Origin of the sequence: Sporomusa malonica, from assembly GCF_900176355.1 — a bacterium.
In the GTDB taxonomy this organism is placed as follows: domain Bacteria; phylum Bacillota; class Negativicutes; order Sporomusales; family Sporomusaceae; genus Sporomusa; species Sporomusa malonica.
On sequence record NZ_FWXI01000026.1, the window covers coordinates 1 to 25,409 of the forward strand.

22 protein-coding genes are annotated in these 25,409 nt (G+C 47.3%); 5 read left to right on the top strand and 17 right to left on the bottom strand.

Annotation, left to right across the window (positions count from 1 at the left end):
• Positions 1-227: 227 nt before the first annotated feature.
• From B9A22_RS21350 to B9A22_RS21370, 5 genes are all read right to left on the bottom strand, one after another.
• Entirely contained in the window at positions 228-1,214 is a 987-nt protein-coding gene (locus B9A22_RS21350) for a DapH/DapD/GlmU-related protein (protein ID WP_084577977.1), read from the bottom strand.
• Between the two features lie 288 nt (positions 1,215-1,502).
• Complete coding sequence (rlmH, locus tag B9A22_RS21355; protein WP_084577978.1) at positions 1,503-1,982, bottom strand: 23S rRNA (pseudouridine(1915)-N(3))-methyltransferase RlmH; 480 nt, start codon at positions 1,980-1,982, stop codon at positions 1,503-1,505.
• A gap of 1 nt (position 1,983) precedes the next feature.
• The gene (locus tag B9A22_RS21360) at positions 1,984-3,102 is read right to left on the bottom strand and encodes a S1C family serine protease (RefSeq protein WP_084577979.1); all 1,119 of its coding nucleotides are present in this window, start codon (positions 3,100-3,102) and stop codon (positions 1,984-1,986) included.
• Between the two features lie 220 nt (positions 3,103-3,322).
• Entirely contained in the window at positions 3,323-4,102 is a 780-nt protein-coding gene (locus B9A22_RS21365) for an MBL fold metallo-hydrolase (protein ID WP_084577980.1), read from the bottom strand.
• 87 nt (positions 4,103-4,189) lie between these two features.
• Complete coding sequence (locus tag B9A22_RS21370; protein WP_084577981.1) at positions 4,190-5,563, bottom strand: phosphomannomutase/phosphoglucomutase; 1,374 nt, start codon at positions 5,561-5,563, stop codon at positions 4,190-4,192.
• A gap of 293 nt (positions 5,564-5,856) precedes the next feature.
• On the opposite strand from B9A22_RS21370, the gene B9A22_RS26675 reads away from it, so the two are divergent.
• Positions 5,857-6,039 carry a redoxin domain-containing protein gene (locus tag B9A22_RS26675; RefSeq protein ID WP_084577982.1) on the top strand — a complete coding sequence of 61 codons (183 nt, stop codon included), beginning with the start codon at positions 5,857-5,859 and terminating at the stop codon, positions 6,037-6,039.
• 9 nt (positions 6,040-6,048) lie between these two features.
• Entirely contained in the window at positions 6,049-6,459 is a 411-nt protein-coding gene (locus tag B9A22_RS21380; protein WP_084578033.1) for a redoxin domain-containing protein, read from the top strand.
• Here the strand turns inward: B9A22_RS21380 and B9A22_RS21385 are convergent.
• The 3 genes from B9A22_RS21385 to B9A22_RS21395 all read right to left on the bottom strand — a co-directional run bounded on the left by B9A22_RS21385 (position 6,456) and on the right by B9A22_RS21395 (position 10,044).
• Complete coding sequence (locus B9A22_RS21385) at positions 6,456-7,832, bottom strand: nickel-dependent hydrogenase large subunit (RefSeq protein ID WP_084577983.1); 1,377 nt, start codon at positions 7,830-7,832, stop codon at positions 6,456-6,458. The genes B9A22_RS21380 and B9A22_RS21385 overlap by 4 nt on opposite strands.
• Positions 7,833-7,837: 5 nt before the next feature.
• On the bottom strand, positions 7,838-9,073 hold the full coding sequence (locus tag B9A22_RS21390; protein WP_084577984.1) for a hydrogenase small subunit: 1,236 nt from the start codon (positions 9,071-9,073) through the stop codon (positions 7,838-7,840).
• An 89-nt stretch (positions 9,074-9,162) separates the two neighbouring features.
• Positions 9,163-10,044, bottom strand: a complete 882-nt coding sequence (locus tag B9A22_RS21395) for a peptidase MA family metallohydrolase (protein ID WP_084577985.1) — start codon at positions 10,042-10,044, stop codon at positions 9,163-9,165.
• Between the two features lie 199 nt (positions 10,045-10,243).
• Between B9A22_RS21395 and deoC the strand changes: the two genes are divergently transcribed.
• Positions 10,244-10,900: a deoxyribose-phosphate aldolase gene (gene deoC / locus B9A22_RS21400; protein ID WP_084577986.1), complete on the top strand. Its 657-nt coding sequence runs from the start codon at positions 10,244-10,246 to the stop codon at positions 10,898-10,900.
• Positions 10,901-10,960: 60 nt separating this feature from the next.
• Here deoC and perR read toward each other — a convergent pair whose 3' ends face one another.
• The 4 genes from perR to B9A22_RS21420 form a co-directional block, all read right to left on the bottom strand.
• Complete coding sequence (perR, locus tag B9A22_RS21405; protein WP_084577987.1) at positions 10,961-11,392, bottom strand: transcriptional regulator PerR; 432 nt, start codon at positions 11,390-11,392, stop codon at positions 10,961-10,963.
• A 184-nt stretch (positions 11,393-11,576) separates the two neighbouring features.
• A complete protein-coding gene (locus tag B9A22_RS21410) occupies positions 11,577-11,885 on the bottom strand; it encodes a spore coat protein (protein WP_245824098.1) in 309 nt (102 codons plus the stop codon).
• 24 nt (positions 11,886-11,909) lie between these two features.
• Positions 11,910-12,107 (bottom strand): ferritin family protein, encoded by a 198-nt coding sequence (locus B9A22_RS21415; RefSeq protein ID WP_084577989.1) that lies wholly within the window; start codon positions 12,105-12,107, stop codon positions 11,910-11,912.
• Positions 12,108-12,201: 94 nt separating this feature from the next.
• Complete coding sequence (locus B9A22_RS21420) at positions 12,202-14,586, bottom strand: MASE3 domain-containing protein (RefSeq protein WP_176215639.1); 2,385 nt, start codon at positions 14,584-14,586, stop codon at positions 12,202-12,204.
• A 187-nt stretch (positions 14,587-14,773) separates the two neighbouring features.
• Here B9A22_RS21420 and B9A22_RS21425 point away from each other — a divergent pair, with 187 nt between their 5' ends.
• Positions 14,774-15,820 carry an HD-GYP domain-containing protein gene (locus tag B9A22_RS21425; protein WP_084577991.1) on the top strand — a complete coding sequence of 349 codons (1,047 nt, stop codon included), beginning with the start codon at positions 14,774-14,776 and terminating at the stop codon, positions 15,818-15,820.
• A 34-nt stretch (positions 15,821-15,854) separates the two neighbouring features.
• On the opposite strand, the gene B9A22_RS21430 is transcribed toward B9A22_RS21425, so the two are convergent.
• The gene (locus B9A22_RS21430) at positions 15,855-17,186 is read right to left on the bottom strand and encodes an MATE family efflux transporter (protein ID WP_245824094.1); all 1,332 of its coding nucleotides are present in this window, start codon (positions 17,184-17,186) and stop codon (positions 15,855-15,857) included.
• Positions 17,187-17,340: 154 nt separating this feature from the next.
• Here B9A22_RS21430 and B9A22_RS21435 point away from each other — a divergent pair, with 154 nt between their 5' ends.
• Positions 17,341-19,515 (top strand): Tex family protein, encoded by a 2,175-nt coding sequence (locus tag B9A22_RS21435; RefSeq protein WP_084578035.1) that lies wholly within the window; start codon positions 17,341-17,343, stop codon positions 19,513-19,515.
• A gap of 7 nt (positions 19,516-19,522) precedes the next feature.
• Here B9A22_RS21435 and B9A22_RS21440 read toward each other — a convergent pair whose 3' ends face one another.
• From B9A22_RS21440 to B9A22_RS21455, 4 genes are all read right to left on the bottom strand, one after another.
• Positions 19,523-21,691 carry an EAL domain-containing protein gene (locus B9A22_RS21440; protein WP_139796338.1) on the bottom strand — a complete coding sequence of 723 codons (2,169 nt, stop codon included), beginning with the start codon at positions 21,689-21,691 and terminating at the stop codon, positions 19,523-19,525.
• Positions 21,692-21,972: 281 nt separating this feature from the next.
• Positions 21,973-22,614, bottom strand: coding sequence for a cyclodeaminase/cyclohydrolase family protein (locus B9A22_RS21445; protein WP_084577993.1), 642 nt, complete (start codon positions 22,612-22,614; stop codon positions 21,973-21,975).
• Between the two features lie 46 nt (positions 22,615-22,660).
• Positions 22,661-24,298, bottom strand: coding sequence for a DAK2 domain-containing protein (locus B9A22_RS21450; protein WP_084577994.1), 1,638 nt, complete (start codon positions 24,296-24,298; stop codon positions 22,661-22,663).
• 81 nt (positions 24,299-24,379) lie between these two features.
• Positions 24,380-25,216, bottom strand: coding sequence for a DegV family protein (locus B9A22_RS21455; protein ID WP_084577995.1), 837 nt, complete (start codon positions 25,214-25,216; stop codon positions 24,380-24,382).
• Between the last annotated feature and the right edge of the window lie 193 nt (positions 25,217-25,409).

Here is a 25,409-nt window from a genome sequence, read left to right on the forward strand (position 1 = left end):
CCCAAGGCTAGATACAGAGTGGCTGGCTAAGCCTTCTCAGGCGGGATTCCCACCCGCTATACTCTGTGCACTTCTTGGCGCACAGAACCGTCCCCGCGAGTCTTCCGCAAACATAAGGCTTTTCAATTCAATATAATACCTTTCAGAATAATTCTAGAAGGTCTGTTAAGAACTCTATACAATAAAAGCACTTATCGTACCATTAGCAAAGTTGAGGTATTGATTCATCATCCGTTAATCTGCTTATAAGCCCATGACGGTCTCTCCATCATATCCACATTTTCTCCCACAAAATCTGCAGGAAAGCCTTCGACAATCTGATTATCCAAAATAGTGCTTCTTTGCTTAACCACACTTCCAGACTTTACTAAAGTATTTGTACCCAGCACACTATAATCGCAGACAATAGAACCAGACTCAATGATAGAATTAGGACCAATTGTGGTTCCATGAATGACGCATCCAGGTCCAATCGTAACATTGTCCTCGATAATTAGTTCATTATCAGGCAGCAAATGCAAAACTGTGTTTTCAAGGATTTGCACATTGCTGCCGATCTTCACTGGACCGTGTGAGTTTCCAATAATTCTCACGCCTGAGGCAATTATTGAGTTACTACCTATCTTAACGTTTCCTGTAATTTCGGCGGAATCAAATATAACCGCTGAATCGTCAATTATCGGATACCTGTCACCGTAGTTGTAAAGTTTCCCCATTTGTTTACCTCCCATCGGCCCAAATACTAGACTGACTTCTTCCACTAAACGTAAACCAATATCATTGCCCCGCATCCTTGCAATCATATTTTTGTCCTTATCAGTCAATTTTCTAATTACTCGGCCCGGCCTACCGACAACAACAGATTCGTCAGGAATCATAGTTCCTGCTGGTACAATCGTACCTTCACCAAATATGCACATATTGCCAATGTTAGAGCCTGGAAGAAAGATGGTACCATTGCCTATCTCACATAAATCGCCAATCTGCGCTCCGATGGCAATGCATTTATGCCCAAATACAGTTTTGCTGCCAACTCTGACAGGATGCTCAGACGTACCGATTATGACCGAGTTCTCAAGGACCCAAGTGTTATTGCCAATCTTTAAGGAATTATCTGTCGACCGCAGAACCGACCCCTGAGCTATGTAAACATTATCCCCCAACCGGAATGAACCAACCAGTCTGGCTGAATCATCAACTCGCAGATTTGACATAGAGTTCCTCCCTTAAGACTAATTTTCTGAAATATTAATCACAACCGCTCCTGATTATATTTTACTATGAAGTTTTTTCTTTAAAAAGCCTTGTTATACGGTTTGAAGAACCACAGACAGAACTTGCGGGTGATGTAAAAGGTTATAAAGTGGCTACTGTTAGAACGGAATGCGGAGATATAAGCCTAATAGTTTAAGCATCAAAAAAACCGTTGGCAAAAAAAACAGAAAACCCGGTAAAGCTGTCTTCTAGACTTACCGGGTCTTTACCTACCATTTTGTGCACCATTACCAATGATACGGTTCTCCCCGACTAATCTTAAACGCCCGATACACCTGCTCAACGAGGAGCAGCCGAATCATCTGATGCGTAAACGTCATCTTAGAAAACGACAGCCTTTCCTTAGCGGCCCCCACGACCTCGGCAGACAAGCCAAAGGCTCCGCCGATCACGAAGGTGATATCGCTTTGCCCGCTCAGTGCCAGGCTATCAAACTTGGCAGCAAGCTGCTCAGATGACATTGCTTGTCCTGCTACATCGAGCACAATTAGATAGCTGCCCTGACGAACGGCTTTTAAAATGCGCTCACCCTCACGGGTGAGCGCTTGTGTTTTTTCAGCTGGGGAGGGGCTATCAGGCATACGCTCTTCTGCAAGCTCAACGATGTCGAGCTTGCAGAACGGGGTCAAACGTTTTAAGAATTCCTGAATTCCCGCAGTCAGATACTTCTCTTTTATTTTACCTACCGTTACAATAGTAATCTTCATATTATTGGCCAGGCATTTCTTCTAAAAGCACGTTAATGGTCTGGTTCTGTCCATTCCTTTTGATGATGACATCAACGTGTCCGCCTACTTGCTGAGTGTCGAGAACTGCTCTAAGCTCGGCTACACTGTTAGTCTCGGCACCGGCTACTTTCAAGATGATATCACCTTCGCGCATACCTGATTTATAAGCTGGGCCGCTCTGTGATACCTTGGCAAGATACACGCCTTTTTCGAGGTTGAGTTCATAGCCGTATTTCGCAGCAGACGCCTGGTCTAATGCGCCTACACCAAGGTAGGCTCTGATTACCCGCCCCTTGTCGATCAGCGACTGGAGGATGGGCCTAGCACTGTTAATGGGGATGGCAAAGCCAATGCCTTCTACACCAGATAGAGCAATTTTTGCGCTATTGATACCAACAACCACACCGTCAGCATTGACGAGAGCCCCGCCGGAATTTCCGGGGTTAATGGCGGCATCAGTTTGAATTAGCTTGAAGCGACGCTCACCGATATCAAGTGAGCGGTTAAGGGCGCTGACTACTCCAGCAGTTACACTGCCTTTAAACTCCAAACCAAGCGGATTGCCAATAGCAATGGCGGGTTCACCTACCATGAGTGAGTCCGAGTCACCCAGTGTAGCCACCGGCAGATCCGTCGCATCCACTTTGACAACTGCTAAATCAGTCGCCTGGTCACTACCAATAACTTTGCCGGTCAGATTGCGGCCATCAGCTAAGGATACGGCAATCTCCTGGGCGTTTTGCACTACATGGAAGTTTGTAGCTATATAACCTTGGGCATCAAAGATAACCCCTGAGCCCGAGCCTTGTTCAACAAGTACTTTACGGTTGAACATATCACGAGCAAATGCTTTGTTCGTAATGCCGACAACCGCCGGACCGACAGATTGAGCGGCCCGCACGATGGGCGTATTGCGTGATTCTGATACATTCGCCTGCGCAGTTGGCGGCTGCAAACCTTTGAACGGCATACCTGCAGCATCTGGTTTTTTTGCTTTATCTGCTATATTGCCGCCACAGCCTACCACTAAGGTAGCGCCAATAATCATGCTGATTAATGATATTGCGATATAGGGAGTTAACCTTTTAAACCATTTCATGCGATCGCCTCCTACTTATTTTTAAGAAAAGACTTAGCTTGTGCCAAGTCCTTCAGGACACCGGCAGAAGCCTTAGTCGTTCTTATGGCAACAGAATTGCGTTATAAATTCTGGTAGACTAAAGAAAACACGACTTGCGCCGAGCCTTTGGCGACAGCGGAAAAGCCGCCTGTGCCCTTTGGGTAATGTTGCCCTTATCCAGACGGAAAGTTATATTTTCTTACAGGGCGGGAAATCCCGAAATTTGTTGAGGATAGGTAAGTTGCAAAGTAATATCTTGACCTAGTTTGCAGCCTTGATCTGTTAAAATCGCGCCCACCGTCTCCTCTGCTAATTCAGGCCGATTATTTTCCTGGCTCATGTGAGCCAAAAAAACATGTGTATGGGCCTTACGGTTGAGTCTTGCCAGAGCCCAGCCTGCGTCAGTATTGGCAAGATGGCCACGGTTGCTCATAATCCGTTTTTTTAAATGCCAGGGGTAGCTGCCATTTTTCAGCATGTCAACATCGTGGTTGGATTCCAAAACCAACACATCAGACAGCGCCAAGGCATCCTTAACTGTCGGCGTGACAAAGCCGAGGTCTGTGGCAACACAAACCTTGGTATTGCCGGCCTGCAGACGAAAGCCCACAGGATCTGCTGCATCATGGGAAATGCTAAAAGGCTCAACCTTTACCTTGCCAATATCAAGACTGTCAGGGAGTGTCTTGCAACACTCATCAGGCAGCGACGTCCTGCAGTACATTGACTGCCAGGTATCAGGCCGGGCGTAGGCAGGCAAACGGTATTTTTTAAGTAGTGTCTGTAAGCCGCTAACATGGTCGCGGTGCTCGTGGGTGATGAACACGCCATCAAGATCTTCAACCTTGGTACCAATGTTATCAAGCGACTGTTTGATGCGCCGCGCACTGATGCCAGCATCAACCAACAGCTTGGTATTGTCTATTTCAATAAATATTGCATTCCCAGTACTGCCGCTGGCTAAAACTTGAATTTGCATAATTACCTCTTTTGAATATACCTTATTAACGAGGAATATATTCGACTTAAATGCGGCAAATCCTTTTTAACTGCAGCAATTATGGGTTCAAACACACAACTTTCCAGTACTTTGCACGCATTGTTTGGGCAGCTTGTCGCTAACAGCTACTCGTACATCAGACGGTAGTGCATTTAGCAGAATTGCTGTAATTTCTTTCAACCGGCCCTCAGATTTAGCCTCAAACCGCAAGGTAAAAAGCGGTTCGGTAACAGAAGCTCGAATCATACCCCACCCATCGTCAAACTCAATCCGTACACCATCAATCAGGTTGGGACTGTAGTTTACAAGCTTATCGGCCACCTGCATGAGTACGGCCGCTTTATCTGCCCCTAGGTACGGAACGCGAATATCTGGTGTTAGTAAATAGTTGGGAATATTATCCACCTGTGCGGCCAGACTGCCTTGGTCAGCCACTAACTCACATACTTTGAGTCCTGAGAACATACCGTCATCATAACCTAGCTCGCGGAAAAAGAAGTGACCGCTAATTTCACCGGCAAATAGGGCATTCTCCCTTAAAAAAGCCGCTTTGCTAAAGGTATGTCCCGCCCGCGCCATGATGGCACGACCGCCGGCTTTAGTCACTTCTTCCGGCACAACCATGGAGCATTTGGCATCATAGATAATTGCACCTTTTTCGCGGGCAAGGTAAAACTGGGCAATTAGCACCATAATATCATCATTATCAAGTGCATGGCCGGTTTCATCGACAAAGCCTACCCTGTCACCATCACCGTCAAAACCGATCCCCAGCGCAGCACCACTTGCACGCACGGCTTCACCGAGGGCTGTTAGGTTTTCGGCAAGCGCCGGATTAGGTGGATGATTGGGGAAACGCCCGTCAGGTGTACAGTTAATTTCAATTACTTCATACCCCAGCCGTTGAAACAACTTAGGAGCAATAGTCGCCGTCGCACCGTTTCCAGCATCAACCACGACTTTCAACCTGCCTGAGCGAGCCTTGCTTGCTGTATGCTCAATATAGTCAGCAATAACCGGCAGCTGTCTCACTGAACCCTGGCCCTGCGTACGGGCGTTTATTGCTACCATCTGCCCAATTTGCGCTACATCCTCTTCACTGACCGGCTGTGGGCCAAGTACCAGCTTAAAACCATTATACTGGGCCGGGTTATGGGAGGCCGTAACCATAACGCCGCCAGTTGCGCCAGTGGCTTTGAGCGCATAGTAGAACACTGGCGTTGCAACTGTTCCAATGTCAATGACCTGACAGCCTGATTCGGCTAAACCATCAATCATAATACGCTGCAGGCTGGGCGTAGACAGTCTGATATCGCCTCCTACCACTACCTTCTGTCCGGTAAGCTTAACACCAACCGCTAAAGCAATACGCCTGGCCATAACATCGGTTAGCTCTCTGCCAGCCACGCCACGTATATCACAAGCTTGAAAAATATTCATACTTGTCCCCTTTCCGGTATGTAAAAGACTTGGCATAAGGCCAAGTCTTTATTCTGCTAGCAAATATTGTATCATGCCGTTACCTAGTCTTCAACTAGTCACCTTCCCCACTCATGTTACATAACATAAAGTAGACTTAGCTTCAGATGGGGTTTTAACCCCACCTGAAGGTTAGTCGCCCTTATCCAGGGACTTAGCCGCTCGCCTGTGCCCTTTGGGTATAACTCTCACTTGTAGAAGTGGGAGTCTTAGAGCGGGTTAGTCTTCGGATAAAGCAGGAAGGAGGTTTATCTATGAAAAAATGCTTGACTGAGTCATGTGTCCAGGAGTGTCCGCGCATAGGGATTGGCGAAAGAGCACCAAACTTTTGCACAAGTGCATATTACTGTGGGCGTGAAATTGAGGTTTGCTTGGAGGATTATTTAGGTAAGTGGCTGCTCGTATTCTTTTATTCCAGTGATTTCACTTTTGTTTGACCGACCGAACTGGCGGCAGTTGCCGCCCATTATCCGCATATTAGAAGACTTGGCGCCGACGCCATAGCTATCAGTACTGACAGTGTCTACTCACATAAAATCTTTCACGAGATTTCGCCAAATGCAAGTAAAGTCCAGTATCCACTTTTATCTGACCGCACCGGCAATATTACCAAGTCGTATGGGGTCTACAATTTTGAGGCTGGTGCCTCATTTCGAGCGACCTTTCTGATTGATCCTGAGGGCATAATCCGCTACTATTCGGTCTATCCGCGCGAGGTTGGCCGCAATGTCCGTGAAATTGTCCGCACTCTTGAAGGCACGCAATACGGCGAAGCAACCGGTGAAGGCGTCCCAGCTGGCTGGGAGCCTGGTATGCCAGGGATTAAACGCGATTTTAGAAAAGTGGGCCAGTATTAACGCTCTAACATATGCACAGCACAGGTAAAGCATGGGTCAAATGAGCGGATAACGCGTCCAGCCTCGATCAGACCTCCGCCGTCAGCCACTGGTGTGCCGATAAGCGCTTGTTCGACTGGACCGCGAATGCCCCTGCTGTCACGCGGCGAAAAATTCCAGGTTGTGGGTGTTACCAGTTGGTAATGCGTCACTTTATTATGTTTGTATTCCATCCAGTGCCCCAGCACGCCCCGCATAGCATCAGTCAGCCCCACACCGCTCCCGGTATCAGGCGGTGTAAATGGCTGATAGCTGGGCGAGTTGGGCACAATTTCGTGTAAGAAGCCTTGGGCTAATTTGCATATTTTGAGTGTCTCCTTAGCTCTGGCAATCAACCTGTCCATGACCGATACCCCGCGCCGGTAATCTCCGTTAACAAACCCTCTGGCCAAAGGACCGCATTCCACCGGCATCTCTTGGTAACGCGGCGCTTTAACCCATGAATAGGCTTCTGTTTTATCGCGATTAGGTTCTGTCCGGCCTTCAACAGGTGACCGGCGGGCTGCATCGTCTTTATACCAGCTGTAGCGAATTTCTTCACCAAAATGATTTACATCAAGCGGCCCAGGCTGACCTTGGTTGACAACAAGACCAGCCTTAAAAGCGCGTTCACCAGTCAGGGGAGCCGGAAACATGCCAACCGAAAAGAAGTTGCCGTAGCCAGCCCCAATACTATAATAGTCTTTATAGTACTCGGCAATTGTCATCACATCATTTATGTAAAAATTCTCTATCCACTCAGTCAGTTCCTGTAAAATACTGCTGTAAGCCATGATTCTCTCAACCGAAGCCTGTTCGGTTACGCCTGTTGCCAGAATGGTCTGCTGGTGAGGCGCCTTAGCACCGAAAACAGCCATAGCCTCATGAGCCCGTACCGACTGAAGAGCGGCTTCTTTGGCATGTTGTAAGAGTTCGGCATTAACCTTCGGCGGCAGGCGGTAGTCACCTTGCGGGCGTGGCACATAAGGGGGCATGTCAGGGCCTTTCACGTAATCGTAGAGAACAAGCACATAAAAATGCCGGAGATTGTTCTGGATAATGTCAGCAGCAAATATCAGATTAGTAATATGCTGGCCGGCTGGTGTCGGCTGAACCTTGAACGCCTGCTGCTGCGCCATACTGGCTGCTATGGCGTGGGCTGATGAACAAATGCCGCAAATACGCTGGGTAAATAACGCGGCATCCCGCGGGTCGCGGTTTTGCAGCATATTCTCCATTCCCCGGAATAAATGCGCTCCTAGCCAGGCATCAGTTATCTTGCCATTTTGTACTTCAACATCAGCCCTGAGCGGCTCGTGAATCCGTGTTACCGGAAATATTGTCTGCACAGCCATATGTGCTACCTCCTATGCTTTTGCCCTGGACGAAAGAAGTCAACTACCTTCTGACGCAAAGTTCGGGGCAATTTGCGCTTAACCTTACTCTTACTCAGGCTTTTGCTTTCGCTAATGAGTGCATTCTGTTGGCGGATCAGGTCATCAAGCTCTTGTTTGAGCTGCTCCAGATTTTCGGGCGGATCAGGTTCATTGGGCTTTGTGCCGTCTAGCCAATGTTTTCCTACCCGTTTGGCAATAACCCCTGTAACCAGGTAAGTACCTACTGCGGCAGCCCCCAACCCGGCAGCGGCTGCACCGAATTTCTTAACATTTAGCGCTCCCATAGGTGTCTGAATATCGGGAAGGTGATTATAAAAAGGCATTGTACTGTCAGGAAATCCCGGACTGGCACAGCCAATACATGGTGCTCCGGCTCTTACTGGCCAATTGACATAATGGTTCCATTGGCGTTTAGGACAATCCGCATGTGTAATCGGCCCTTTGCACCCTACTCTAAATAGACAGCCGCTTTCACCGGGGAAAGAGGCAAAAATTCCGTCTTCAAACTGCTGGCGGCGTTGGCACAAATCATGGATAGTTTGTCCAAAAAACATCTTAGGGCGGTTATAGCTGTCCATCTCAGGCAGGCCATACATAATCAAATGACTAAAGGTGCCTGTCACCCAATCAGGATGGATCGGACACCCAGGGATGTTGATAACAGGCTGTTTGATTACTTCCCATACCCCCTTGCCACCACCAGGGTTAGGATACGCCGCCCCTGGGCCGCCAAAGCAGGCACAGGTGCCAACCGCAATGACGTGTTTAGCCTTGGGTGCAAATTCCTTAAGCGCTGCCATCCCAGTGATAAGCTCGTTGCCCCGCATAAAGACATGATTGAACCGGCCATTATCGGCCGTCATAACCGAACCCTCAACAACCAGCCAAAACTGTCCTGCCTCCTTTTCTACTGTATCCATGATGGCCTGGACGACCTGCTCGCCCTGACCAACATTGAGCAGCCAATTATACCTCATATCGATCATATCTGTCAGAACCTGATAAAACGTTGGATTAATAGCATTGTCCAGAGAAATCGAATTACCGGTGCAAGACCCAAGCTCCAGCCAGATAACAGGCGGTTTTGTCAGCTTGCTCTCGGCAAAGGCTTGGCGCATAATAGGCATTAGATGGTCGGTCAGACTAGCGGTCAAAGCTGTAGACATACAGCTTTTGAGAAAATCCCGCCGGGTAAGCATTTGACTCCCCCCTTAGGCAATCGTAATGATAATTTTCCCAACTATGGCTTTTATATGTAACAAAGAGGATATGCCCATGGCACATCCCCTTAATTCGCGTTCTTGCTATATTGCTTCATATTGCCTTTGGCCCATAGGTTAACCATGGTCTCATAGGTGGCGTAATCCATCCTGAGCGTCTTTTCAATGGCGCGGTCTACCTTCACACCAGCCTTGAGATAATTAAGCACCTGATTCAGCTTGGCATCGCCATGTACCTCGGCAATGTAACGCACTGCCGCCAATGACTGCCGGTAAGCCAGCGATTGGTTGGGCAACTCGTCAAAATCAGCATCCATTTCGTCCATAGTGTATATTTTACCTGTTAGCCGGTTGTCAACAGTCACCCATTCGTAACCGTTAGCCTTGTATTCTACATATTGGGCTAAGCCCTCAGTAAACCAACGGCTGTAATTTCCCTTGGCCAGGTGATCAAGCACCAAATGCGTGTATTCGTGAGCAATCGGACCTGTAGCAATAAACTCGTTAGTCGATTGACTATTCTTCATCCAGGCTTTGGGCGACAAAATTTGAATCACGCCACCCCAGTAAAAGCCCATCGCACTGGCATCACCTGCCCAGCCATATGCCTTTTTCATCGCCTGACGGTCAGAGTATACCAAAATTAGTGCTCTACCGCCTGGCGCATAATTGAGCGCCGCAGTCACAGGCTCATACGCAGCCTCAGCCGCTTCAGCCACCATGTTAACCATATCAGCATCATTCTCAGTATATTTAATAATAAAATGCGGCGTTTCCTTAGCCAGCATATCTTTGGTCTGATAGTCAATTTTCAGCTGCATTGCCTGCCGTACCAGAGGGTACAGCCACATTTGCGGACGCCCCGGAATCATGCTAAAAAACAGACAAGCCAAGACTAGACCAATCACTGCTGGCACGCCACCGGGAATCATTTGTATAAAAGCACGCATGTTAGCTGCCCTCCTCTCTAGTAAGTAGAGGACATTATACCATGCGTTCAAGTTTACTTCTACAGGTGTTTTATGTAAAGTTAATGTTTAACTCTATTGGCAGCGTTCAATAGTATGCTATAATGTTATTTGGATATATTATCCATTGTACTTATCCTCATCTATTTATCTGCTCTAAAAATTTTCAGGGGGAACTGCAATGAACGTTGAGTTAAACAAATTTGTCGATCATACGTTACTGAAACCAGATGCAACAGTAGACCAGATCATCCAATTATGCGAGGAGGCTATCACTTATCAATTTGCCGCCGTTTGCGTTAATCCTTGTTATGCAGGCTTGGCCTCTAATTTGCTCTCAGGAAGTAAAGTAAAAACGGCAACTGTCATAGGCTTCCCGCTTGGAGCTACCTTTTCAGCGTGTAAGGTTCTTGAAGTGCAGACAGCACTTGAGGCTAAGGTTGATGAGCTCGATATGGTAATTAATTTAAGCGCGTTAAAAAGCGGTCAATGGGATGCTGTACTACAAGATATTAAAGCCGTTGTTGCTGCAGCAGAGGATAAGCTGGTCAAAGTAATTGTTGAAACCGCACTTCTTGACCTGGATGAAAAACGCCGCATTTGTGAACTTGTTCTTACCTCTGGAGCCCATTTTATCAAAACTTCAACCGGTTTTGTCCCAGGTGGTGCGACAATAGAAGATATTACACTATTTAAATCAATTATCGGCGACACAAGTCGTTGTGGGATTAAAGCATCAGGCGGCATTAAAACTCGCCAGCAAGCACTAGCTATGCTTAGCGCCGGTGCTACCAGAATTGGTACCAGCGCAGGAGTAGCTATCCTCAGTACTCCCTAACGAATAACGGTATATAAAAAAATACATCCCAAGACCACTATGGCCTTGGGATGTATTTTTCTAGCTTACGGCTGAGGTCGTTACCTGGCAAGCAGGACACACACCATAAAAATAGAATTGCTGACCTTGAAGAGTATACTCTGTCTGTGCTGCTACTTTGCCGATAAACTCTGTAGAGTCGACGCCGTACAAATCATCAACCCGACCGCAGCACATGCAACGGACATGTGGATGATTGGCGGTGTCAGCATCATAACGGAAACTGTCTTCTCCAACATTAAGCACCTGCACCAGATTAAGTTCTTTCAAAATCTCGATGGTCTTATACACTGTCGCCAAGCTCATCGTTGGATAGAGTGGTTGAAGCTCATTGTAAATCATCTCTGCGCTTGGGTGGGCCTTGGTGGCAGCCAAGGCACTATAAATGGCCAACCGTTGTGGCGTAACTTTGAAACCCTTGTCCCGTAGCAATGTTGTAACGCAAATGTCCACTACTCTCGCCTTCCCTTATACAAATTACCAGTGGAAAATAGTTATCGAATAGTTCTTGTTTAATTTTAACTCTCACTGCTGATTACGTCAAGGTAATTTTATACAAGAATTTGGCGAAAGAAAATCAGGTGGAGTAGACCTTCCACCTGATTTTCTGATAGTTAAGCTGAGTCCGAAACAAATATTACTGAGCTTGGCCGCTAAACTTGGATTTAGCCTGCGCAATTTCTTGCGGATTGGCATTTTTGACATTGTAGTAGCCTTTTTGCTGCATAAGGTCAAAAATTTGTTTCTCCTGGTTATGAACATCTCCCAGAACAGTTAGATAATCGCGGCGGAGAGTATCGCTGGAAGCTTCTAACGCAAATGTGTTGACAGAAGCTGCTGTAAGTTTTGTTTCATTAAGAGCAAGTTGCAAAAGCTCGCGGTCAGACAGACTGGCGCCCTGGCCACTCATGCCGGCTTGCATGGTTTGCCCTGATTGTTGATTCATTTGTGCCACAGTTGTTCACCTCAATTATTGTAAGTTTTGGCCTGCATTTAAATGCTTACTTAGCGTTTGGAAATGCTGCTGGCTTTTTTGGGCAAGTTGTTGGAACAGTTGCTTAGACTGAGTATCCTGGACACTGCTGGCAAAATAATTCATTGTCTTAGCGCAGCTTTGTTCCATGCCAAGGAAATCCTCCAAGTGCATTAGCTCTTTTGATGATAACACAGGTATCCCTCCTTTTCGGTTTTTCAGCAATAGCATGTGTTAGACTTGCGCCAACTATTCTCGATTTGGGTATTATTTATTATTTTAGTTATTATTACCGGTGACATTCTACGCGGTTTCGTCCTTGTTGCTTGGCCTGATACAGGGCCTGATCAGCTGCGTCAATAAGCCCATCCTTGGGATCTTCCCACTCGCTCTGACTTTCAAGGGTTGCTACACCTAAACTTATTGTAATTGTAATGACATTTACATCCATTTCAAACTTAGCGGCTTCAATATACTGACGAAAAGTTTCCGCCAGGTTGGCCGCTTCTTCAAGGCAAGTCTCAGGTAAAACAACAGCAAATTCTTCGCCACCATACCGGGCGCTCATGTCAGTGGGGCGAAAGCGCTCTTTAATCATGGCTCCCATCCTTTGCAGAATGACATCACCGGCCAGGTGACCCCAGGTATCGTTGACCTTCTTAAAAAAGTCGATATCCAGCATAATCAGACTCAACGGACGATGATAACTGAGTGTACGGCTGATTTCACGGCACAAATAGATGTCAAGCTGACGACGATTAGCCAAACGGGTAAGTGGATCAGTCAATGCCATGGCCTGAAAATGATCATATAAATAGGCACGTTCCAGACCAATCGCTGTCTGGCTGGCAATTGTGCTAAGAACAAGGTCCTTGCCTGGCGGAACTTCCTGCATGGGGTCATTCCATCCGAGCACAATCAGCCCCTGCAGCTTGCCGCTGGCCAGGAGTGGTAATATATTAAGGCGCCGGGACATAAGTACCGACATAGTAATAAGCCCACGTTCATTCTCACCAGCAGTATTTTCATCCATGGCACTTAACCCGCTCCACGGCCAGGTCATTTTGCCATCAGAAAATACCCGCTGTAGATGATCGATCTCTTTTTGTTCAAATCCAATGGAAAAAACCGGTTCGGTGTGAATACCATCATCCCGATGATGCATAATGAAAGCTACTGTGCCATTGGCAGAAAACAGATTATGCAACTTTTCCGCTATTTTGGTCAAAATACCTGACGGCGACTGCTGGACAGCTAAATCTTTGACAACACTATATAGCAGACTAAGCTCGGCAAGGCTTTCCACCGTCGTCTCATAAGCACGGGCATTTTTAATAGCCTCACCAGCATGATGGGAAAATACACTGAGAAACTGGGCATCATGCTGAGTAAACTCTCTTTCTTTACGCGAGAAGATCTCGAGCACGCCAATGACATCGCCATTATGCCTGATGGGCGCGCCAACCATAGATTTTAACCCTGCCTGACGAACAGCTTCGATGATTCGCTCCTGATGATGCTCAATATTATCAATAACCACTGGTTTTTTTTCAGTAAACACCTTACCCATAAAGCATTTATCAAACTGAAACCGCTCTGGCGGCTTAAAGCTACTGATATAGGCTACGATCTTTAGCGTTTTATTATTTTCAACCAGCGCCAGATAAACATGGTCGCATTGGAAAACTGTACCGGTAGCGGTTACTACCTGCTGCAGCATGGCTTCCAGATCATGTTTGGTCGCAAGGGTAGCTCCCAACTGAATAAAAGCTTGCTGCAAAATACGCTCACTATCTTTTGTATCTTTGTACAAACTCATATTTTTTGCAACCATACTCCTGAGTGCACGGTTAAGGCGCGAAATACGCATATAGGGACGCAAAATCGAGGTCTGCAAGAGAGATCGTAAAATACAGTAATAGGCAGCAATTTTATACACATGGCCAATTAGGTTGAAACTGTCATAGGCGCTCGAGTACAGAGTAAAAGCCATTCCAGCCACAAAGTTAAAAACCAGGCTGACCCGCAGCAGAAATACTGACTGCTGTGACGGGTTGCGATGACCGTACAAGTAAATAGCAAGAAGGTTTAACAGCATAATTACATACTCAAAAGCGATTTTCTCCATCGTCTGCCCCTGACCAGGCAGGAACATCGGGATTAAGGCGTTCTCAAACAGCGATACAATCAAGATAAGCGCCATAGCTGTTGTCAAAGTTACGGTCAAAAGATATAGCCGGTGAAACGCTGGATTCTTACTGCGTCGCGGGATGTACACAGCAGCCAGTAATCCTATACTTGCAAGCAAACGGCTAATAATCCAGTAGGTTGATGCCTTATTCTCACTATTGGCAGTTATAAAATCCGGCATACCTTTATATGACATCAGATGAGCAAAATCTAAAAGACCAACGGCCAGGAATACCATCGCAATTGCCAGGTCGCGGCTGTTTTGGGTTTGGGGCCAGCTATACCAAACTACGATAAATACGCTTAATCCAATTGCCATACAGCTGATTTCGGCAACTGTATGGATGACAAGGTAAGCGTCACTCGGATACACCATATAGAACATCTGCGGCATCCAGGAAAACAACCCCAATATACCAAATAATCCTGATGTAAGTGCCGCCAAATGAACATTAGCTTTTAGCGTATTTACTAAAAGTGACATCATTATCCCCCTTTCTTAGCCAAAATAAAGCCGCTAACGCTGCTACTAACATAATATGCCATAATATGCTTCGGTGTGCCCCACGGCAGATATCAGACTAAAGTCCCAGGTAACTAGGACTTTAGAATATTTCTTTTCTTTGTTGGTTTATGTATAATAATGGTAGAAATTCAAGGAGGTCTGCCTTATGCTTCTCAACGAGGTAAAAGCTGGCATGACGCTGGCACGCGATATTGTTGATGACAGGGGCAATCTACTTTTAGAAGAAGGCATTGCCCTCACTGAATTCTACATTACCCGCCTTAAACAGATGGGATTAAACAGTATTCCTATCTATGACCCATACGCCGCCGAATTAAAAAAAAATACCGTTATTGCCACTGAAATCAGAGAAAACCTTATCACCTGCTTTCGCTCACTATTTAATAAAAAAAGCCCTGAAATACTAAATTCCGGACTCAACTCAGACTATGTTACAGAGATTCAGCAATCTGTGAGAACAGTCATTGACGAGACAGAAAAAAAACTTCCTCAAATCATTAATATCCAGGTACGCCAGCCAACCGAGGATGAGATTGGACATGCTGTCAACGTTTGCCTGATGGCGATAGCAACAGGGCTTTATATTAAGCTGCCGCGCCCTGTATTGATGGATTTAGCACTAGGAGCCCTTTTTCACGATTTGGGCAAAGCTGTCGTCCCCGCGATCAATGGTCCGGCATCCGACCCTGAGCGACTGCATCCCATTTACGGCCAGCAACTTTTATTAAAAAACAAAGTCGGATCAATCGCAGCACGCATTGCGGCTGAACACCACGAACGCTATGATGGGCAGGGTTATCCTTCGGGATTAGTGGGCAAAGAAATCCACCCCCTGTCACGACTGGTAGCTATTGTCAATCATTTTGATAACGAGATGACAGCTGCCAGCAAAACAGGCGCCCCACGCCACACACTGGCCGAGGATATGCTGGCAGGCGGCAATACCCAGTTTGATCTGTATCTGTTACGCGCTTTTTTCCATACAGCACCACTGTATCCAGTCGGCAGCCTGGTTCGGCTTACGACCAATCAGTTGGCTTATGTCGTGAAAAACAAAGTCCGTTTTGCTGCTACTCCCATTGTAGAGGTTGCTGAACAGAACACGCGGACGAACGGCCTGACTGCCACCGGCCAGCTAATTGATCTTGCCATGAAGCCCAATATCGCGATCACCGATGTGATAGCAGAATAAAACAAAACGTCACGCGAGTCACGCGTGACGTTCCTTATTTCTCCATCCACTTTTCTGAGCCAAACCGCCACCATAGTATGGCACTCCTGATTAAAAAATCTCCGGCCGTAATGTACCAGGCAGCTGTAATATCATAGCCCCATACGATGATAAACAGATACACCAGCGGCAGACGGATCAGCCACACGCCAAATGTCGTTACATACATCGGCCAGCGGGTGTCCCCTGCCCCACGGAGCGCCCCACCCAGGACAAAACACACGGCAAGTGTCGGCTGCTCCAATACGGCAATCATCACACACAGCGCACCCCAATAGACAACTTGCATGTCGTCAATAAAGAGGGAGGCCAGCGGCTTAGCAAAAGTAAAGATAGCAATACCAGTAGCTGCCATGCTCCAAAAAGCAATCTTATTGGTCATCCAGGCAAACTGCACGGCCCGGTGCGGCATACCTTTCCCCAGATACTGCCCGACAAGTGTCATTGATGCCACAGAGAAGCCAAATCCTGGCATAAACGACATAGATTCAACCTGAATAGCGATTTGATGGGCAGCAAACTGCAGTGCCCCCACCCCAGCCAGCATAAAGGTGAATACCAGGCGACCGCCCTGCATAGCCACCTGCTCTAAAGCAGCCGGCACACTAATATCAATGATCCGCCTAATGGTTCGCTGCTGAAATGACACTATATGACGCCAGGATAACCGGACAGTACTAAGACTGTTCAGCGCCAAGAGCGCAGCCATTCCCCCAGCCAATTGCGACATTCCCAGTCCCCAGGCCGCACCATAAGCGCCAAATCGCGGAAAGCCATGCCCAAATACCAATAAGTATGAGATGATCAGGGCTGTAGCATTACTGAAAATGGTTATATAAAAAGCAGTCTCTGTTTTGCCCATCCCGCGGAGCGCCGCATTAGCAATAGACATAATCAAAAAAAACGGCGTAAACATAAACATAATCTTAACTAATCCGGCGGCCAATCCTGCCACCTCGGGCTCAGCCCCCGTTAAAGCCAATACCTTATCAGCCGTTAACAGCCCTAAAGCCGCCAACACGGCACCAAACGCTGCCCCCAGCATAATAGCCTGCCCTGTGACATTCCGTACTTCGTGCCAATGGCCCGCCCCGCTCTCCCTTGCAATAATGGAAGCTGCGCCTGTACCTGCAGCCGCAAACACCATGGCTGCCGTAAATTGCATCATGGTCGCCAGTCCAACAGCTGCTAACGGCACAGCCCCAAGCTGCCCAACCATGGCAGTAACAAACACATTAACAGCCATCACGCCAACGCCTTCAAAAATCACCGGCCAGGCAAGCTTAATCACTTGTCTGCGCATATATTTATTGATTGATAAAATCACGTGTGTTAGTCCCCCTGTAAGACCCTCTCCCTATACTTTTTCTGCATCCTGCAAAAATAATCCTGTACCCTTGAAATTAGCTGCAATTATATTGTTCTAACAGGTCAAACTGATTATAATAATAAAGTAACTTATGAATGAAGATGGTGAATATATGCTTATTACTGAAATCCCTGGCATTATTGCCCGCGAACTGGGCGTCAAACCTCATCAGGTAACAGCAACTATGAGCCTGTTGGACGACGGCAACACGGTCCCGTTTATTGCCCGTTACCGTAAAGAAGCAACCGGCGAACTTAACGAAGAGCATATCCGCTCAGTGGAAGACCGTACCCAATACTTAAGAAACCTCATTAAGCGCCAGGAAGAAATTCTGGCCAGTATTGAGACTCAAGGCAAACTGACCCCAGAACTGACTGCAGCCATTCAGTCGGCAGTCAAACTTCAAGAGTTAGAAGACCTTTACCTGCCCTATCGCCCTAAGAAAAGAACAAGAGCCCAAATCGCCCGCGAAAAGGGCCTTGAGCCGCTGGCAGAAACCATGTTGGCACAGCAATTAACTACCGGTGACCCACTCAAGCTGGCCGGGGAGTACATAAATGCTGAACATGAGGTAACAACTGCAGAGCTGGCACTAGCCGGCGCTCAGGATATTATTGCCGAAACAATCAGCGAGCAGGCCGACATTCGTGCAAACCTTCGTAAAGAATTGTGGCAAAAAGCCGAAATCACCAGCCAGCTTGCCGTTGCTGAGGCTGAAGCCAAAGAATTTTTGATGTACAAAGAGTATCGAGAGCCTGTAAAACGCATGCCGGCTCACCGGATTCTGGCAGTTAACCGTGGCGAAACGAAAGGAACCCTCAAGGTTGACCTGATTGCTGGCCATGAAGCAAATATTCAGCTCATTACCCATAAGGTAATTACTGGACAATCAATCTTTAGTGAACTTATTAAAGAAGCCATTGCTGACGGCTACAAACGCCTGTTGTTTCCAGCGCTCGACCGGGAAATCCGCGCCCTACTGACAGAAAACGCCGAGAAACAAGCCATCCGCGTATTTGGTCTTAATCTTCGCCAACTGCTGCTCCAGGCACCGCTCAGCGGCCACACCGTTATGGGGCTTGACCCCGGTTACCGCACCGGCTGCAAAATGGCAGTTGTTAGTCCTACCGGGGCAGTACTTGCGACCAATACCCTTTACCTTACCATGAGTGATTCCGCCAGGCAAAAAGCCGAAAGCCAGGTACTTGACGCAATTAAACGCCATGGCGTAACCTTACTATCAATCGGTAACGGCACGGCCTCTTACGAAACCGAAGAATTTGCTGCCACTCTTATCAATACCCATAATTTAAATGTTCATTATGTCATTGCCAATGAGGCTGGCGCCTCGGTTTATTCGGCTTCCAAACTAGCCAAAGACGAGCTGCCTGATCTTGATGTCTCCATCCGGGGTGCTGTGTCAATCGCTCGCCGGATTCAAGACCCGCTCGCTGAACTGGTCAAGATTGACCCCAAGTCCATCGGCGTTGGTCAATATCAGCATGATGTAAATCAAAAAGAACTTGGCGGTACATTATCCAATGTCGTAGAGTCTTGCGTTAACCATGTTGGCGTTGAGCTTAATACGGCTTCCCCCGCGCTTTTAACCCATGTTGCCGGCATCACTGCCAGTGTTGCCAAAAACATCGTAGCCTACCGTACTGAAAACGGCATATTTAAAAATCGCAAAGAACTCTTAAAGGTTGCCCGTCTGGGACCTGCCGCCTACACCCAATGTGCCGGCTTTCTACGCATCGCCCAGGCGGCTAATCCATTAGATAATACGCCTGTTCACCCTGAGTCTTATGCTACAGCTGAAGCCATACTGGCCAAACTAGGCTTCACGTTAAAAGACTTGTCCGATAAACATAAACTCACAATCCTGCAACAGACAGCACCTACAGCAGATGCAGCCAGACTGGCAGCCGAGCTCAACGCCGGTGAACCGACAGTACGCGATATCCTAGGCGCTTTAGCCAAACCCGGACGTGATCCGCGCGAAGATGTCCCGCCTCCCCAGACCCGCAAGAATATCGTCAAACTTTCTGATATTACCCCTGGCACCCTTGTTAAAGGAACAGTTCATAATGTTACCGACTTTGGCGCCTTTGTTGATATTGGCATCAAAATTAATGGACTCATCCACCGCTCTGAACTCAGTCACAAGCCTTTCCGCCACCCCATTGATGTCATCTCAGTAGGCGACATCATCGACGTAATGGTAATCAGTGTAGACGAACAGCGCCAGCGTATCGGCCTCAGCCTGAAACAAGTACCTAGGGAATAAAAAGACATTAGTTGGACACATCAGCCACGTCACAGGAATCGGGGGTATTTTGACCGAGCACATAGTCGGCTAACTGCGAAGATGAGAGCGGCTGACTGTAGTAATAGCCCTGGTATTGCATGCACCCCAGTTTTCTTAGAATATCCCGCTGCTCCTGTGTCTCTACATATTCTACGATTGTATCTATTTTCAGTGAAGAACACAGCGAAACAATAGAAGTAATGATTTCCTGACAGTTCTTATCCTGAATAACATCTCTGCTCAACATACCGTCAATCTTTAGCGTATCCACAGGAAAGTGCTTGATATATCTGAGTGACGTATGTCCCATACCAAAATCGTCAATGGCAATTCTGATCCCTGCTTGCCTCATTTTTGTCAGGTTATAATTAGTCCTTGCATCATCGTTCAGAGCAATGCTTTCGGTAATCTCAATTTCAATGTCCTGAGGCTGCAAAGCATTAGCCCTAATTGTCACCAGGATATTATCAGCGAAAGATTGATCTTGCAGTTGTATTGCTGAAACATTTATCGACATGCGGATGCCATCTACACCGATACTCTTCCACTTGCACAGTTGGTGACAAGCAGTATCAATCACCAACTTTCCAATACTCTGGATTAACCCAGCTTCCTCGGCGACGACGACGGTCAACAACGGGGGAACTCTTCCATACAGCTTGTGAGACCAGCGTAGCAGTGCTTCAACACCAACAACGCGATTGCATTGGTTAACCTGAGGTTGGTATTCGAGAAAGAACTCTCCGTTGGCTAATGCACTCTTTAGATCATGAACGAGCAGCCGAGCCAAAGTTCCCACTCCATCCCGCCTTATCAAGAGTTGTTTGCGAAACTGAGGAGCAGCCGTTTGCGTTTCTTCTACAAGGATATCAAAGGCCTTACTTATTTCTCTAGTTTTTTGTTTTTCGTTAATGATTACAAAGGGCAAATAAATGATTGCACCAATTGCGACTTCTAGCAGTTGCAATCCTGCTCCACTCCATGAATTGGTTGCAATATAGCCGCTGAGCAAAGGCGGCGTAGTCCAATGCACACTTTGTACTACCATTGATACCAACCCCATGCTGATTGCCAAGTACGACACGCAAGCCAGTACTGCCGGCACCAGCACGAAGGGAATCAAAAAAATTGGATTGAGTACAATCGGCAGGCCAAATATCAATAATTCGTTAATGTTAAAGAGCGCTGGCACAATAGATAATTTGGCCAGCCATGCCATATTGCCTCTCCTCGAAACCAAAAAAAGGGCTAACATGAGGCATACTGTTGAGCCAGATCCACCGATTAATACAAAGGCATCGAAAAAGGTTTTGGTTAGTGCTGAACCTGCTTGATCACCCGCACCGGCTAGTTTACCGGCCGCCTGAATGTCGGTTAACTGTATATGTTGTAATACAGGCTCCATAATACTGTTGCCATGTAAGCCGAAAAACCACAATAAGTGAACCAGCAAATTAAATACAATGATCTCACCCAGGGGGTTCTGGATGTTTTGAAACAAACTTTCCACCTGTGCATAAAAATGCATATGAATATCCTGCACATTAACATCTGCTGCCCCCATTTTGATCAAAGCAAAAGCAAATATTGTTCCGGTTGCCGGGAAAATACAGGCTAACGCCTGCGACAAAATTGGATCGGCTACATCGGCAAATAGTCGTATAGTGTTCTTTTTAATCGAAAAAAGCCACAAGAAAAGTTCAGTCGAGGTAAGCGCAGTAACAACCGCAAAAAAAATTCCGCCTAATCCCGTCCATATAAATGGTAACCCCTTAATTTCCCCATGAGTGAATGGCTGCATTAGCATCATTAGACAAGCAAAAGATACCAGGGCAATTATTAGCGGATGTAGCTGCCCGAACCTCACTTGCTCATGCTTCTCAGCGAGAAAGTAGCTGACCGAGAATACTAATAAAATCGAAATGCCGTTGAGGGAAGCGCTTGCAATGGCTTGCCACAATACTGTCCAGTTAGGCCCAAAGCAAAAGATCATCATTTGCTGGTACCACATCACAGATACATTGGCCATCATTGTAGAAAAGGCACCTATGACGACCAGCGGCATAGTAAGCAACACTCCGCGGCGCATGGCCTCAACATGCCGTTGATTGGCTATATTATCAGCTATTTCCATAACATTCATCAGTCTATGCACCTTGCTTCCTCACATCCATCATAACTCTCAATAGCCATGACATTACATATCCAATACATTTACCATAAAAACACAAAATCCTTTAATGTTTTCTATGATTTTGTGTTTTTATTCCTACTTTAACAATTACGGTCATATCTAATTTTTAAAATTAGATGAGTTCATTAACCCAAATATTAAACAGAAAAGGGATGACCTGAGAAGGTTGCTCAGTTTATCGATATCTTTCAAAGAAAAGACCCTGCATGCAGATTTATAAACCTGTATACAGGGTCTTTTCTTTATATCATCACACTAAACGGCTCACAGCAATACACTCTATTCTCAAGAGCGTTTCTAAGCTCATCAGCCGCTGTTCTTAACAGATAGATTTGGCCTTTCAGCCCACTGACAAGGGTATCATCGTGAATTTCACTTAAGTTTATCGCTGTACTCAAGAGTCCCCCGATAATCCCAGCATGAGCGGCAGCGGCGCCTGCCATCAGATCACTAACAACCATTTTGTCTACCAGGTCAACAATGGCTTTGCCAATCTCGATCACCTCAAGACAAGCCCTGGCTGTTTCAAGCGGCACTTCAGCTGCCTGCTTTAGTGCTTTCTGCAGGGCCACAGCGCGTACCTGCTTTGCTTCAGGCGTCAATTCAGGCATCCCGGCTGTAGCTAAGAGAGCTCTGAGTGCCAATGCATCTCTGTCAATAAGAATGGTTAGTTCAATATGCAGCCTGGATAAATCGGCCTGTTTGACAATCAATACTTCATCGTGTTCTGCCAACTTAGGACTCTTTAGCGAATAGTTTACTGCCATTTCCAAGAGCGCAGTTGCCATTAAACCATACATGGCTGCCGCGCTGCCCCCGCCTGGCGGCACGTCGTCTGAAGCCATTTTCGCAGCAAATTCGTTGATGCTGAGTGAGCTAAGCATATTTATCCTCTCCCTTACTATTTCACCACTGACAATTGGGGCAGTCTCACTCCACACTGATAATACACTGATAGTGCGGCTGCCCACCAGAATATACTTCGACCTCAACACCGTTAAGCCGTTCTCGCAGCACGCTGGCTAGCGCCTCGGCCTCAGACGCGGTCAGCTCAGCTCCATAGTATAGACTGACAATGCCGGTCTCAGGACCGGCCAAGCGTTCAACCAGTGCTGTAAGCGCGCCAGTCAGGCTATCAGCCCAGACAGCCACACTGCCCTCGATTACGCCAATATACGCGCCTTCAGGCACAGTCTGGCCATCTACCTGCGAGTCGCGGACAGCAATCGTCAGACTGCCTGATTTAACAGTTGCTTGCGCCTCGGTCATCCGGTCCACATTCGCCTCAATATCGAGATTAGGATCAAAGGCCAGCAAAGCAGCCAAACCCTGTGGCACATTGACAGTTGGCACAACAGCCACTCTGTCGCCTAATAGTTTTTTGGCCTGGGCAACAGCGAGCACAATGTTTTTATTATTAGGCAAAATAATGTATTTTTCAGCCGGGCCATTATGAACGGCAGCCATAAACTCCTCTACAGGCGGGTTCATGGTTTGCCCGCCAGAAACAATGATACCTGCGCCCATTTGGCGCATAATATCAGCAAGACCGTCTCCTGACACGACACTGATAACCGCTAGACCAGATCTTTCCGGAGGCAAAGCCGTCTCAGCCTTAACTGGATTCAGCGGTCCGGTTTCGGCTATTTTGCGATGCTGATCGGCCATATTGTCAATCTTAATATCATGGAGTGTCCCCCAGGCAATAGCTGACTCGAGTACAGCGCCAGGGTGGGCTGTATGAATATGTACCTTTAGGATACTCTCGCCTGGCGCGAGCACCAAGGAATCCCCCATTTGCTCCAGTTGGCGCTTCACTTCATCGAGGCCGGCCGCAAACTGTTTAACAATAAACTCAGTGCAATAGGGGTGAGAAATGTTAATTTCGGTCACTATACCTGGCACGGTAAGAGTGCGGCCAAAATCGGCCTCTGGCCCGCTAAAGCGTCCTTCCAAACCCTCAAGGCAGCCGCTAAGAAATACAATGAGGCCCTGGCCGCCGGCGTCAACTACCCCAGCGGCCTTAAGTGCCGGCAGGAGTTCAGGTGTACGCTTAAGCTCCTCCCGCCCAGCACCAATGGCTTCAGTCAAAATATCGGCAAATGCCGCATGTTCCCGCACGGCTCGGTGTGTACCTTTGGCAATACCTTTGGCAACTGTCAGAATTGTGCCTTCAACCGGTCTGGAAACTGCACGATACGCATAAAGCACGCCATACTGAAATGCTTTGCCAACCTCAGCCGACGTTGCTTGATCTTTACCGGACAGCCCCCGGGCAATACCTCGTAGGAGTTGGGACAGAATAACGCCCGAGTTACCCCGTGCGCCCATAATAGCGCTATCTGCTGCACGGCGTGACAGCGAGCCAATTCCCTCATCTGGTGCCTCAGACACTGCTTGGGCCACCGCGCCAAGCGTCAGCAGCATATTGGTGCCAGTGTCACCATCCGGAACAGGGAAGACATTTAAACTGTTAATATATTCATGTTCGCGCATAAAGGCACCATACGCTCCGGCAATCATGCGTCGAAAATCTTTGCCATCTATTACATCGATACTTGGCTGCATACATCTACCCCCTCTACGAAAGTATAAAGTAGACTTAGCTTCAGGTGGAGTTTTAGCCCCATCTGAAGGTTAGTCATCGGATTAACATTTTGTCTGAAAAAATAGTCCAATAACGCCTGGCCCTAGATGGGCGCTTAACGCTGACCCAATACCAGTCAGCGAAACAGGTATGTTAGGATAACGCTGACATACAGTAGCATATATTTCTCCAGCAACAACCGGCGCTTCGCCGTGGGCGACACCGATATAGGCGAGCTCCCCGTGCTTATCCAGTTCTTCGAGCATACGTGCCACGGCACGCGGTTTAGTACGTACTTTATCAAACACCTGTATTTTGCCATCTTGCAGCTTTAGTATTGGCTTAATCTGCAAAATGGAACCAAACAGAGCCGCTGCCCCACCAATCCGTCCGCCCTTGTGGAGATATTCCAGGGAATCAGGCAGAATCAGCGTCTGAGTAGCGTCAGCCATCTGCTGCAGCCGCTCGGCTATGACACTGGCAGCCTGACCGGCTGCCGCCATATTAAGCGCTGCTTCAGCCAATTTTACCGTGCCAATGGCAGCAGTGCAAGAATCAACTACATAAATTTCTCTTCCTTTAAATTCTCTGGCTGCTGCCCTCGCACCATTTACTGTACCACTCAAACCGCCGGAGACCCCAATCATAATAATCGGATTTCCTTCAGCCGCTGGAGCAAACACCTTGGCGAACTCACCAGGGGCTGGTTGTGAAGTGCGCGGATGAATTCCTTTTTCTTTGACAAGACGAAACAACTCGGCACTGCTCAGCTCCGGCTCCTTCCACACAGTATCCCCCAACATAACTGTTAGTGGTACAATATGAAGATTGGGATGAGCTACCAGCATTTCTGGTGATGCATGGGCAGTGCTGTCAAGCACTATATGTATAGTTGGCAACTTGCGTAAACTCCTCTCCTAATACCTAAACTATATTTTACCAAATAATCTAACGCAAATACACAAAAATGTTGCCAGGGTTGCCTGACAAAAATCGCAAAGAATACTTCAATCTTCTCTTTCCTGACAGGAAATAGAAAAATCCGCGGCGAATTAACCCACATACACACACATTTAGGCGGCTTAGAAATGC